This window comes from Lysobacter enzymogenes, from assembly GCF_017168095.1.
Taxonomy (GTDB): Bacteria; Pseudomonadota; Gammaproteobacteria; order Xanthomonadales; family Xanthomonadaceae; genus Lysobacter; species Lysobacter enzymogenes_D.
Genome location: NZ_LXSD01000362.1, coordinates 1 through 12,212, shown reverse-complemented (window position 1 = coordinate 12,212; position 12,212 = coordinate 1). Strand labels below are relative to the sequence as shown.

General features: G+C 71.3%; 13 protein-coding genes. 8 read left to right on the top strand and 5 right to left on the bottom strand.

Annotated elements, in window-relative coordinates; genetic code table 11:
* Positions 1 to 244: 244 nt before the first annotated feature.
* Positions 245 to 3,364, top strand: a complete 3,120-nt coding sequence (locus A7A76_RS14365) for a TonB-dependent receptor domain-containing protein (protein WP_206411831.1) — start codon at positions 245 to 247, stop codon at positions 3,362 to 3,364.
* Positions 3,365 to 3,535: 171 nt separating this feature from the next.
* Here A7A76_RS14365 and A7A76_RS14360 read toward each other — a convergent pair whose 3' ends face one another.
* Positions 3,536 to 5,008 carry a PLP-dependent aminotransferase family protein gene (locus A7A76_RS14360; RefSeq protein WP_206411830.1) on the bottom strand — a complete coding sequence of 491 codons (1,473 nt, stop codon included), beginning with the start codon at positions 5,006 to 5,008 and terminating at the stop codon, positions 3,536 to 3,538.
* A gap of 91 nt (positions 5,009 to 5,099) precedes the next feature.
* Between A7A76_RS14360 and A7A76_RS14355 the strand changes: the two genes are divergently transcribed.
* The 4 genes from A7A76_RS14355 (at position 5,100) to A7A76_RS14345 (ending at position 7,372) form a co-directional block, all read left to right on the top strand.
* Positions 5,100 to 5,795, top strand: coding sequence for a glutathione binding-like protein (locus A7A76_RS14355; protein WP_206411829.1), 696 nt, complete (start codon positions 5,100 to 5,102; stop codon positions 5,793 to 5,795).
* A gap of 123 nt (positions 5,796 to 5,918) precedes the next feature.
* Positions 5,919 to 5,990 (top strand): DUF6053 domain-containing protein, encoded by a 72-nt coding sequence (locus tag A7A76_RS26670; RefSeq protein ID WP_428995158.1) that lies wholly within the window; start codon positions 5,919 to 5,921, stop codon positions 5,988 to 5,990.
* A 72-nt stretch (positions 5,991 to 6,062) separates the two neighbouring features.
* Entirely contained in the window at positions 6,063 to 6,869 is an 807-nt protein-coding gene (locus A7A76_RS14350) for an MBL fold metallo-hydrolase (RefSeq protein ID WP_206411828.1), read from the top strand.
* Positions 6,870 to 6,898: 29 nt separating this feature from the next.
* Positions 6,899 to 7,372, top strand: coding sequence for a cupin domain-containing protein (locus A7A76_RS14345; protein ID WP_206411827.1), 474 nt, complete (start codon positions 6,899 to 6,901; stop codon positions 7,370 to 7,372).
* Positions 7,373 to 7,384: 12 nt separating this feature from the next.
* On the opposite strand, the gene A7A76_RS14340 is transcribed toward A7A76_RS14345, so the two are convergent.
* From A7A76_RS14340 to A7A76_RS14330, 3 genes are all read right to left on the bottom strand, one after another.
* Positions 7,385 to 7,750 carry an ArsR/SmtB family transcription factor gene (locus A7A76_RS14340; RefSeq protein WP_206411826.1) on the bottom strand — a complete coding sequence of 122 codons (366 nt, stop codon included), beginning with the start codon at positions 7,748 to 7,750 and terminating at the stop codon, positions 7,385 to 7,387.
* Positions 7,734 to 8,195: an SRPBCC family protein gene (locus A7A76_RS14335; RefSeq protein WP_206411825.1), complete on the bottom strand. Its 462-nt coding sequence runs from the start codon at positions 8,193 to 8,195 to the stop codon at positions 7,734 to 7,736. The genes A7A76_RS14340 and A7A76_RS14335 overlap by 17 nt, the downstream gene beginning before the upstream one ends.
* Before the next feature lie 74 nt (positions 8,196 to 8,269).
* Positions 8,270 to 8,758 (bottom strand): hypothetical protein, encoded by a 489-nt coding sequence (locus A7A76_RS14330; RefSeq protein WP_206411824.1) that lies wholly within the window; start codon positions 8,756 to 8,758, stop codon positions 8,270 to 8,272.
* A gap of 259 nt (positions 8,759 to 9,017) precedes the next feature.
* Here A7A76_RS14330 and A7A76_RS14325 point away from each other — a divergent pair, with 259 nt between their 5' ends.
* The 3 genes from A7A76_RS14325 (at position 9,018) to A7A76_RS14315 (ending at position 11,632) form a co-directional block, all read left to right on the top strand.
* The gene (locus A7A76_RS14325) at positions 9,018 to 9,716 is read left to right on the top strand and encodes a response regulator (RefSeq protein ID WP_206411823.1); all 699 of its coding nucleotides are present in this window, start codon (positions 9,018 to 9,020) and stop codon (positions 9,714 to 9,716) included.
* Positions 9,717 to 11,075, top strand: coding sequence for an ATP-binding protein (locus tag A7A76_RS14320; protein ID WP_206411822.1), 1,359 nt, complete (start codon positions 9,717 to 9,719; stop codon positions 11,073 to 11,075).
* Between the two features lie 122 nt (positions 11,076 to 11,197).
* Entirely contained in the window at positions 11,198 to 11,632 is a 435-nt protein-coding gene (locus tag A7A76_RS14315) for a hypothetical protein (protein WP_206411821.1), read from the top strand.
* Between the two features lie 28 nt (positions 11,633 to 11,660).
* Here the strand turns inward: A7A76_RS14315 and A7A76_RS14310 are convergent.
* A partial coding sequence (locus A7A76_RS14310) for a hypothetical protein (protein WP_206411820.1) occupies positions 11,661 to 12,212 on the bottom strand: 552 nt, incomplete at its 5' end.

Below are 12,212 nucleotides of genomic sequence, written 5' to 3'. Positions count from 1 at the left end.
TCGCGCCCGTGACCGCCGCCGGCCCGCCGCGCCGGCCGCACCCGGCGCCCGTGCCCGCCGCCGATGCAGCCGGCTTCCGGCCCGGATCCGGGCGAACCGATTGAAACAGCGCGTGACGCGCCGCAGCCCCGTCACGTTTTTGCCATGACCTACGCCCTGGGCGGCCTTGCGGCGGTTTTGCCGGGTTGGGCGTACTGGCCGGGCTGCCGACCGTACGCGCCGGCCCGACCCGGGGATTTCCTGAATGACCAGTCCGTCCGAACGCCGCAGCCTGCGGCGCCATCCGCTGTTGACCGCTCTCGCCGTCGCCCTCGCCGCGCCGGCCTTCGCACCCTTCGCCGCCACGGCCCAGCAGGCCGCCGCGCCAGAGCCGGCGCCGGCCGAGCGCAGCGCGACCGAGCTGGAAGGCATCAAGGTCACCGCCTCGCGCATCCCGCGCAGCGGTTTCGACACCCTCGAACCGGCCGGCGTGGTCTCCGGCGAGTCGGTGCGCGAGCGCGGCTTGACCAACGTCGCCGACGCGCTCAACCAGACCGTCGGCTTCGGCATCGGCCAGACCCCGGAGGGCGGCCAGGCCAACTTCGCCGGCGGCGTCAACTTCGTGAACCGCTTCGGCCTGGGCAGCAACCGCACCCTGACCCTGCTCAACGGCCGGCGCATGGTGACCTCGCGCGCGCTGACCAACTTCGGCGCCTCCGCCGGTTCCCAGGTCGACCTCAACGCGATCCCGGTGCAGATGATCGACCGGGTCGAGAACGTCGCCATCGGCGGCGCGCCGACCTACGGCTCCGACGCGATCGCCGGCGTGGTCAACGTGATCCTCAAGGACCGCTTCCAGGGCGTGGAGGCCAACTTCAACTACGGCATCAGCGACCACGGCGACAACGAGCGCCTGGGCTACAGCGTGCTGGCCGGCGCCGATTTCGCCGACGGCCGCGGCAACCTCATGGTCGGCGCGTCCTACGACGACAGCCAGGGCCTGGTGCGTTCGGACCGCACCGACTTCGCCCGCGCCTACGCCTTCCCGGCCAACCCCAACGCCGCGCAGATGCGCGCCAACCAGCCCGGCCGCAACCCCGCGACCGACGGCCGCGTGCACGGCAACGTGCCGTTCGACACCGGCCCGGACGACGGCATCCCCGGCACCGTGCTGATCCGCGACGCGCGCACCTTCACCACCACCTTCGGCGGCCTGGTGCTGCCGGTCAGCGGCGCGGTCACCCTGCCCGGCGGCGCGCTGCGCGGCTTCGGCCCGAACCAGCGCACGTATCTGCAGTTCGCGCCGAACGGCAACCTGGTGCCCTACGACCCGGGCGTGAACTTCGGCACCAGCACCGCGTCCGGCGGCCAGGGTTTGAACACCGCCGACATCACCGCGCTGCTGACCAGCCTCAAGCGCCAGACCGTCAACGTGATCGGCCATTACGACGTGGCCGACAACGTGCGGCTGTTCGCCGAAGGCCTGCATTACCGCGCCGATGCCGATCCGCCGGTCGACATCGCCTCCACCGGCAACACCACCGCCGGCACCCGCCTCAACAGCGCGCTGATCGTGCAGTCGACCCATCCGCTGCTCAACGCGCAGGCGCGCCAGCAGTTGCAGGCGCTGGACATCGGCAGCTTCCGCCTGGCCCGCACCTCGGCCGATCTCGGCCTGACCCCGGACCGCACCCAGAGCACCATCGACCGCATCGTGGTCGGCGCGCGCGGCGACTTCGAGCTGTGGTCGCGGCCGTTCGACTGGGAAGTCTCGGCCAACTACGGCCGAATGAAGGCGCACACCTCGTCGGTGTCGCTGAACCAGCAGCACTTCATCAACGCCATCAACGTCAGCAACGTCGGCGGGCGCCTGGTGTGCGATCCGAACGCGCGCAACGCGGTCTACGCCGCCACCGCCGGCGCCAACTCCAATCCGATCGCCGATCCCAACTGCGTGCCGCTGGACCTGTTCGGCCAGGGCCGGCCCTCGGCCGAGGCGATCGGCTACATCACCGGCATCCAGCGCACCGACTTCGAGCAGAAGCAGAAGGTGTTCAGCGCCTTCGTCAGCGGCCCGGTCGCCGAGCTGTGGAGCGGCCCGCTCAACGTGGCGCTGGGCTACGAATACCGGGTCGAGGAAGGCGGCTTCACCCCGAACGATTTCACCCTCCGCGGGCTGGGGCGCTCGGTCCCGATCCCCGCGCTCAACGGCAAGTACCACACCAACGAGTACTACGCCGAAGCGATGCTGCCGCTGGTGTCGCCCGACGCCAATATCCCGGGCCTGCACCGGCTCGACATCACCGGCAAGTTCCGCCGCGTCGACAACAGCGTCAACGGCGGCTTCAACGCCTACACCTACGGCCTGCAGTGGGAGCCGCTGCCGGGCCTGCAGATCCGCGGCAACAAGACCCGCTCGCTGCGCGCGCCGGTGATCACCGAGCTGTTCCTGCCGCAGGTGGAGCTGTTCCAGACCACCTCCGACCCCTGCGACCGCCGCAACGTCACCGGCGGCCCGGATCCGGCCGTGCGCGCGCGCAACTGCGCCGCGTTCTACCAGCAGTACGGCCTGAACCCGGTCGACTTCCAGCAGAACAGCGCGACCGCGCGCGGCGCGCGCCAGGGCGAGCCGAACCTGCGCAACGAGGCGGCCGATTCGTGGACCGCCGGCTTCGTCTGGCAGCCCGAGTTCGTCAAGGGCCTGCGCCTGGCGGTGGACTACAACGAGGTCAAGCTCAAGGACCAGATCTTCGCCCAGAGCATCAACGACGTGCTGTCGGCCTGCTACGACAACGCCGAGTTCAATCCGGCCAACGTCAACAACGCCAACTACTATTGCCAGCAGATCAAGCGCAACGCCGACGGCCAGTTCGACATCGTCGCGGTGCGCTACCGCAACGGCGATTTCATCCACTTCCAGGGCATCACCGGCGAGCTGGCCTACCGCTGGGACGCCGGCGACTGGGGCCGCTTCGACTTCAGCGCCAACGCGCTGTGGGTCAAGCGCTTCGAAAGCTCGACCACCGGCGTCAGCGTCGACGACGACGCCGGCGAAGTCGGCATGGCCAAGCGCCAGTACCAGTTCGGCGTGGACTACCAGAAGGACAGGCTCGGGCTGAACCTCAACGCGCGCTACCTGAGCGCGTCGGTGTTCGACAACGAGAACACCGTGGAGACCGCCGACGTGCTGCGCGCGCCGTCGTACTGGTTGCTCGGCGCCGGCGCCAACTACCGCTTCGGCGACAACGTGCGGGTCAACTTCGCGGTGCAGAACCTGCTCGACAAGGATCCGCCGCTGGGCACCACGCCGGCCGAGCTGGGCATCGGCACCTACGACATCCTCGGCCGGCGCTACAGCCTCAGCGTGAGCTATCGGTTCGACTGAGGTCGTCGGCTCCGGGCCCGCGCTCGCGGCGCGGGCCCGGTCGCCCCTGTAGAAGCGGCGCGAGCCGCGACTGCGGGGTGTCCGCTCGCGGCGCAGGCTGCGGCGTAGTTGCGTTGTCGCGGTCGCGGCTCGCGCCGCTCCTACAGGGGGATATCGCAGAGCCTTCGCGGCTCAGTCCATGCGCGCCAGCGCACGCGCGAACGCGCGCGTCGCCGGCCGGATCGCTTCGGCGTCGATGACGCCGTAACCGAAGGTGATCGCGGGCTTCGCCGGCGCGGCCATCGCGTACTCGCCGATCGATTGCGCGCCGGGCATGTGCCGCGGCAGGCGCGCGAGGATCGCCGGCGCCAGTTCCGGATCGCGGATGCGCGCGGCCAGGTGCATGCCGGCCTCGCACGGGATCGGCTGCAGCCACGGCGCCAGCTCGGCGTCGAGCGCGGCCAGCAGTGCCGCGCGCCGCGGCGCGTAGACCGCGCGCATGCGCCGCACGTGCCGGGCCAGGTGGCCGTCGCGGATGAAGGCGGCCAGCACCGACTGGGTGGCCGTGTCGCTGTGCGAATCGGCGCAGTGCTTGACCGTCACCAGCGCGTCGCGGGCCCAGCGCGGGGCGACGATGAAGCCCTTGCGCAGCGATGGGAACAGGCTCTTGGAGAAGGTGCCGATGTAGAACACCAGGCCGTCGCGGTCGAGCGTCTGCAGGGCGTCGAGCGGACGGCCGCCGAAGCGGAACTCGCCGTCGTAGTCGTCTTCGATCACCAGCGCGCCGCGGCGGCGGGCGAAGTCGAGCAGGGCGCGGCGCCGGCGCAGCGACAGCGCGACGCCGGTCGGCGACTGGTGCGACGGGGTCACGCTGATCACGCGCACGTCGTCGGGCAGTTGTTCCACGCACAGGCCTTCCTCGTCCACCGGCATCGGCGCCAGCCGCGCGCCGGCGGCGGCGAAGGCCGCGCGCACCGGCGGGTAACCGGGTTCCTCCACCGCCACCCGGGTCTGCCCGGGCGTCACCAGCAGGCGCGCGAGCAGGTCGAAGGCCTGCTGCGCGCCGGAGGTCACCACCACGTCGTCGCCGGTGCAGGCCACCGCGCGGGCGAAGGCGACGTGCTGGGCGATGGCGTGGCGCAGTTCGGCGATGCCTTCCGACGGCGGATAACTGAAACCGGTGCGCGACCACGCCCGCAGCGACTGCGCCGACAACCTCCGCCACAGCGCGTGCGGGAAATGGCGATGGTCGGGAATGCCCAGGCGAAAGCAGCGCTCGGGCAGCTCGCGCGGCGGGTCGGGACGCAGGAACGGGGTGCGCCACATCGGGTTCAGGCGCTGGTCCTCGATCCCGGCGCGCAGCCGCTGCGGCGCGCGCCGGTCGCGGCGCGCGGCGACGTCGGCGACCACCGCCCTGGCGCCCTGGCGCGGGCTGACATAGCCCTCGGCAATCAGCAGGTCGTAGGCGGCGACCACGGTGTTGCGGGCGATGCCGAGCCCGGCCGCGGCCTGGCGCGTCGCCGGCAGGGCCGCGCCGGCCGCCAGGCGCCCGTCGAGGATCGCCGCGCGCAGCTGCTGGTGCAGTTCGTGGGTCAGATGGCCGTGCCCGCGCGCCGGCAGGCTCAGCGGGAACTCGAACACGTCGCGCCCGGAAACTGGCTCCATCGATTCCACTCGTTTTGGCTCAATCGGGGCGCCAGCCTACTCCTAAGCTGGGCTCCTGAGCGCGGCCTTCGCCGCTGCGGAACCCGCCGAGATGATCGACCTGTACTACGCCGCCACCCCCAACGGGCTGAAGCTGCGCCTGTTCCTGGAAGAGACCGGCCTCGCCCACCGGATCGTGCCGGTGCGGCTGTCGGCCGGCGAGCAGTTCGCCGCGCCGTTCCTGGCGATTTCGCCGAACAACAAGATTCCGGCGATCGTCGACCACGCCCCGGCCGACGGCGGCGCGCCGCTGCCGGTGTTCGAATCCGGCGCGATCCTGCTCTACCTGGCGCGCAAGACCGGCCTGCTGTGGCCGCGCGCGCAGCGCGAGCAGTTGGAGGCCGAGCAATGGCTGTTCTGGCAGATGGCCGGGCTCGGGCCGATGGCCGGCCAGGCCGGGCACTTCCGCGCCCACGCGCCCGAGGCGGTGCCCTACGCGATCGAGCGCTACACCCGCGAAGCCGCGCGCCTGTACGGCGTGCTCGACCGGCGCCTGCGCGGCCGCGAGTTCATCGTCGGCGACGCGCTGTCGATCGTCGACATCGCCTGCTATCCGTGGGTGCTGCCGCACGCCGGGCTCGGCCACGACCTGGCCGCCACGCCCGACCTGCAGCGCTGGTTCGAACGGATGCGCGAACGGCCGGCGACCCAGCGCGCGTATGCCGGCGTCGAAGATCCCTACGCCAAGCCGGCCAATTTCACCCAAGCCGAGCGACAGGCCTTGTTCGGCCAGGGCGCGAAGACCTGACGCATCCGCTCTTGTGCGAGGGCCTTCAGGCCCGACGCTCTTGCGCCAGATCGCCGCAGACCTGACCGGAAAGCATCGGGACTGAAGTCCCTCCCACAAAAACCGAAGTCCCTCCACTGACTTGTGGGAGGGCCTTCAGGCCCGACGCTGTTGTGCCAGATCGCCGCAGACCTGACCGGAAAGCATCGGGACTGAAGTCCCTCCTACAAAAACCGAAATCCCTCCCATAGAAACAGCCGCACCCGACCTGCCCCCGCGAGGCCCGCCATGCCTTTCCCGATCTGCGAAACCTGCGGCACCCAGTTCGCCGAATCCGCCGCGCCGCCGCCGCGCTGCCCGATCTGCGAGGACGAGCGCCAGTACGTCGGCTGGAACGGCCAGCGCTGGACCACGCTGGAGTCGCTGGCCCAGCGCCATCGCCTGCGCATCGACGACGACGCCGGCGTGCTCAGCCTGAGCATGAGCCCGGCCTTCGCCATCGACCAGCGCGCGATGTTCCTGCCGACCGGCGCCGGCAACCTGCTGTGGGAAACCCTGGCGCTGGTCACCGACGAAGCCGTGCAGGCGCTGCGCGAACTCGGCGGCGTCGACCTGATCGCGATCTCGCATCCGCATTTCTATGCCTCGATGGTCGAGTGGAGCCGCGCGTTCGGCGATGTCCCGATCTATCTGCACGAAGCCGACCGCGACTGGGTGCAGCGGCCGTCGCCGGCGATCCGCTGGTGGCGCGGCGACGAGCTGCGGCTGTCCGACGATGCGGTGCTGATCCGCTGCGGCGGCCACTTCCCCGGCAGCACCGCGCTGCACTGGCGCCGCGGCGGCGGGCGCGGCGACGCGCTGTTCCCCGGCGATGCGCTGCAGGTGGTGTCCGACCGCCGCCACACCACCTTCATGTACAGCTACCCGAACTACATCCCGATGAAACCGGCCGACGTGCGCGCGATGCGCGAGCGCCTGGCCGGCTACGACTTCGAGGACGTCTACGGCTACAGCCTGGGCCGCAACATCCTCGGCGGCGGCCGCGCCGCGGTCGACGCCTCGTTCCAGCGCTATTTCGACGCGATCGCCGGCTGAGCCGGCGCGCCCTCCTGCGAGCGACCGCCATGCCTTCCGGTTTCGACACCCTGCACGACTACCTGCCCGCGCGCATCGGCGCCAGCGCCGAGCTGCCGTGGATTCCCGCCGACACGCCCGGCAAGTACTCCAAGCCGCTGCGCTTCTTCGCCGACGACCGCGGTTTCGTCGAACTGCTGCGCATGGACCCGGGCCTGGTCATGCCGCTGCACCGCCACACCGGCGAGATCCACGCCTACAACCTCAGCGGCACCCGCCAGCTGTGCACCGGCGAGCTGATCGGCCCGGGCGACTACGTCTACGAGCCGCCGGGCAACGTCGATTGGTGGAAGATCGTCGGCGCCGAACCGATGATCGCGCTGGTGGTGGTGATGGGCGCGGTCGAATTCCTCGGCCCCGGCGGCACGGTGCGGCTGCGCGCGACCGCGCAGAGCCAGCGCGCCGCGTACGAACGCTATTGCCGCGAGCAGCGGCGGCCGGCGCTGGACCTCACCGACCGTTGAGCGCGGCGCGGCTCACGTCTCGACGAACGCCTTCAGCCGCAGCAACGCCTGGTCCCAGTGCTCGCCGATGCGCTGCAGCGATTGCCGGGCCTGTTCCAGCTCGGTCGGCTCGAACTGCCACAGCCGCTCGCGCCCGACCTTCAGATCGCGCACCAGCCCCACGCCGGCCAACACCTGCAGGTGCTTGGTCACCGCCTGGCGGCTGATGTCGGTGCCGGCGGTGAGCTGGGCGATCGACAGCGCGCCGCCGGCGCACAGCGCCACCACCAGGCGCAGGCGGGTTTCGTCGCCCAGCGCCTCGAACACCCGCGCCGAACGCCGCAGCGCCGGCGCCTTGAGCGCGGCGGCGGGCTTGGCCGGCCTAACGGGTACCGACATAGGCGGCGATGTTCTTGACCTGCTCGTCCCAGCCGCCGGAATTCATCCGGAACGCTTCCTCGCGGCGCTCGGCCGGGATCCGGTCGAAGCCCGACTCGGTCACGGTGAGCCAGGTGCCGCCCTCGCCGTCTTCGAGCACGAATTCGACCAGCGTCGGCGGCTCGTGCGAGTAGTCGCGGTCCGGATCGACCGCGTAGGGATGCCAGTGGAACGAGAACCGGCGCTCGGGTTCCATCGCCTGCACCATCACGTTCATCAGCAGGTGCTCGTAGCCGGGATAGGTGATGTAGCCCTGCGCGGACTCGCCCGGGGCGAAGCGCTGGCCCTGCAGCCGGACCCCGAACCATTCGCCGAACGACTCGACGTCGGCGAGCGCGCGCCAGACCTTGGCGCGCGGGGCTTCGAGCAGGATGCGGCGTTGGATGCGATCGGTCGATGCGTTCATGGGCAACCTCCTGGTTGCCTTTCAGCCTGCGCCGGATAAATGCAACCGTCAAGTTGCCTGTTCATCCGGCCGGCTCAGAACGACACCGCCGCCAGCCAGATCAGCGCGATCAACAGCGCAAGCGCGGTCGCCGCGGTCTCCGCCGCCTCGTCGCGCCATTTCAGCCGGTACGCCACCGCCGCCGCGAACACCGCGAGGGGCACGGCGAGCGCTTCGATTCCGATCATTCCGCAACGCACCCGCCGGTCGCCGTCGCCGCACATGAAACGGTCGGGCCACCAGGCATTGGCCGCGTCGGCGATCAGGGTGTACACCGGCGGCACCAGCGCGAAGCAGAACAGCGCGGTCCACAGCCACGCCCGCAACCAGCGCGCCGCGAGCGCCTGCGGCCACCGTGCCAGGACCAGGCAGCCGGCGCAGGCCAGCGCGACCGCCAGCGGAATGCCCCAGATGCCGGGCACATACAGATCCCAGGCGACATAGGCCGAACCTGCGACCCAGGCGGCGGCGAAGGCGATGCCCGCGCCGCGCGCGATGCCGGCGCGGCGGGCCGGCGCGCTCATCGCCGACACCCGCATGCCGCGCGGCCCATGGCCGCGCGCAACATCGGCTTAGCGGCCGCGCGCCGGCCGGCTTGCAACCGTCCGCGCCCCGGCGGTATCGAATCCTTCGCCCCGCTGCGCATCGCGTCCCTCCTTCGGAGCCCCATGTTCACACACGAAAACCCGGCTGACGCTAGCCTCAACGGCAGATGTGTTTATTTGTATCGCCCCCACGGCCCACGCCCCCCGGCGCTACCATGCCGGCTCGCATGAGGTGGCCATGAACAAAGTCCTGCTGATCGAGGACGACGCCCGTCTGGCCGGGCTGATCTCCGAGTACTTGCAACGCTACGACTTCCAGACCTCGGTGGTGCTGCGCGGCGACCTTGCGTTGGCCGCGATCGAGAACGATCCGCCCGACGTGATCGTGCTCGACTTGATGCTGCCCGGCATGGACGGTTTCGACGTGTGCCGGCAGATCCGCAAGCAATCCAGCTTGCCGATCGTGATGCTGACCGCGCGCGCGGACCTGTTCGACCAGGTCACCGGCCTGGAGGTCGGTGCCGACGACTACGTGCTCAAGCCGGTCGAGCCGCGCCTGCTGCTGGCGCGGCTGCGCGCGGTGCTGCGCCGCAGCCAAGCCCAGCCGCAGGCGGCCGGGCCGTCGGTGCTGAGCTACGGCGGCCTGCAGATCGACCTCACCGCGCGCCAGGTGCGCTGGAAGGGCGACGAGATCGACCTGAAGACCGCCGACTACAACCTGTTCGTGATCCTGGCCCAGGCCGCCGGCCGCGTGCTCAGCCGCGACGAGCTGCTGCGGCGCTGGCGCGGCATCGGCTTCGACGGCGTCGACCGCACCGTCGACGTCAGCATCTCGCGCCTGCGCCGCCACTTCGCCGACGACGCGCATGAGCCGCGCAAGATCAAGACCGTGTGGGGACGGGGCTATCTGTTCAGCCCGATCGCCTGGGAGGACTGAATGCTCTCGATGCTGGTCCGGCTGTACCTCACCGTGGCCGGGCTGCTGCTGTGCTCGATCCTGGTGGTGCAGCAGGTGTTTCCGTACCTGTTCCCGGACCAGTACTCCGCCTCGGTGCGGCACGAGTTCGTCGGCGAACTGACCCTGCTGCGCGAACGCCTGGGCGAGGCCACCGGCACCGAGCTGGAGCGGCGCCTGGGCGAACTCAACCGGCGCACGCCCGAGCGCTACAGCCGGATCAACGCCCAGGAACTGGCCGCGCTGCCCAAGCGCACCCGCCGCGAACTCGACCGCCTGGGCAGCGCCAGCGACCACGTCGGCAACGAGCACCACCACCTGTTCCTGCGCCTGCCTGGCGGCGAGACCGTGCAGATCGTCTACACCGAGAACGATTTTCCGATCCGCTACGTCGCCTACCTCACCGTGTTCGCGATGGTGCTGCTGGGCCTGATGATGTGGCTGCAGCCGCACTGGCGCGACCTGGAGCGGCTGCGGGTGACCGCGGCCCAGTTCGGCGACGGCGACCTGGGCGCGCGCGCGCGCCTGCGCGGCGGCTCCTCGATCCGACAGCTGGCCGCCCATTTCAACAACATGGCCGACCAGATCGGCCGCCTGATCCAGTCCCAGCGCGACATGGTCAACGCCGCCTCGCACGAGCTGCGCACGCCGATCACGCGGCTGGAGTTCGGCCTGGCCAACCTCGCCGACACCCTCGACGACCGGGTCGCGCGCGCCCGCGTGCACGCGCTGCGCTGCGACGTGGAAGAGCTCGACCTGCTGGTCGGCGAGCTGCTGACGCTGGGCATGCTCGAACGCAACGGCCCGCGCCCGAGCCTGGAGCCGGTGCAGCTGGAAGGCTTCCTGCGCTCCTCCACCGGCGTGTCGGCCGAAGAGCTGCGCAGCCGCGCGACCCGCATCGACTGGGCGATCTCGGCCGAGCTCGACGAGGTGGCGGTGGAGCCGCGCAGCCTGCGCCGCGCGTTCTCCAACCTGATGCGCAACGCGGTGCGCTACGCCGACAGCGCGATCCGCGTCGCCGCCGAGCCGGCCGGCGAGGACTGGCTGCTGATCGTCGAGGACGACGGCGTCGGCATCCCGGCCGAGGACCGCCGGCGCGTGTTCGAACCCTTCTATCGCCTCGACCGCAGCCGCGACCGCGCCACCGGCGGCTACGGCCTGGGCCTGAGCATCGTGCGCCAGGTGATCGACCGCCACGGCGGCTCGATCCACGTCGAGCCGTCCTCGCTGGGCGGCGCGCGCTTCGTCGCGCGGCTGCCGCGGCAGCCGCGGCTGTGGCCGGAGCGCGAGGCCGGGCCGGGCGAGGCCGACCCGCAGGAACGCCCCTTCCACCTGCAGTGACCCCTTTTCGTCCCGCACCGCGTTGGCAACAGCGCGGGCGGCGCTTTTTCGCATGGATGTGCAAGCACGCTCGTTCACATTGAGACCGGCTCCAGGACAGGAACCCATCGATGCATACGGACATGAACGCTCAGCCCGACGACTTCGAGTCGCGGGTGCTCGACCTGGCCAACCAGGCCATCGCCCATCAGGCCGCCGGCGAACACCGCCAGGCGGCCAAGCACTGGGCCCGCGCGATCGCGTTGGCCGACATCGGCCTGGGCGACGACGAAATCCGCCATTGGCTCAGCGCCGGCGCCGCCGAAGCGCTGTACCGGCTCGGCGATTACCCCGGCTGCATCCTCGCCGCGCGCGCGGCGCGCGAGTGGGGCCGGCAGCGCCACGCGGCGTTGCCGGCGCTGCTGCTCGGCCAGGCGCAACTGCGCCTGGGCCGGCGCGAGGCGGCGCTGGAGGCCTTGCGCGAGGCGCGCGAGATCGGCGGCGACGCGGTCTGGGACGCGATCGATCTCGACCTGCGCGCGGCGGTGGCGCGCCTGCTGCGCTGCGACGCCGCCTGAGCGCGCGCCGCGCGCCGGCGGCGCGGGCTCAGAACCGCGTCCACCACTGCACGTTGCGCTCGAAATGGCCGATCAGGGTCTGCACCAGTCGGTGCCGGGCCTCGTCCGGCCGCGCCTGCGCATCGCCGCAGGCGATGGCGCGGTCGACCGCGCCGTGCATGGCGCTGAAGAAGATCACCGCGGTCATGCGCGGATCCGGCGCCGCCCACACCCGCGCGGCGATCCCGCCTTCCAGCAGCTCGACCAACTGGTCGATCACCGGGTTGTCCTGCCAGGCCTGGCGGTCGTAACCGTTGCCGTGGGCGTCGTGGAACAGCGCGTCGTGCAGCGCGACCTGCTCCAGGTAGGCGCTCACCGCAGTGCGCACCCAGGCGCGCAGGCGGCCGCTCCAGTCGCCGTCGCGGCACTGGTCCATGGCGGCGCGCACGCGCGCGACGAAGCTGTCGGCGAAGCGCTGCTCCAGCGCCTCGCGCAAACGCCGGTCGCAGCCGAAGCGCGCGCGCAGGCCGGCCTCGTCGAGCGCCGCCGCGGCGGCGATGCGCTCCAGCCGCAGCGCGCCGGTGCCGTACACCGCGACCAG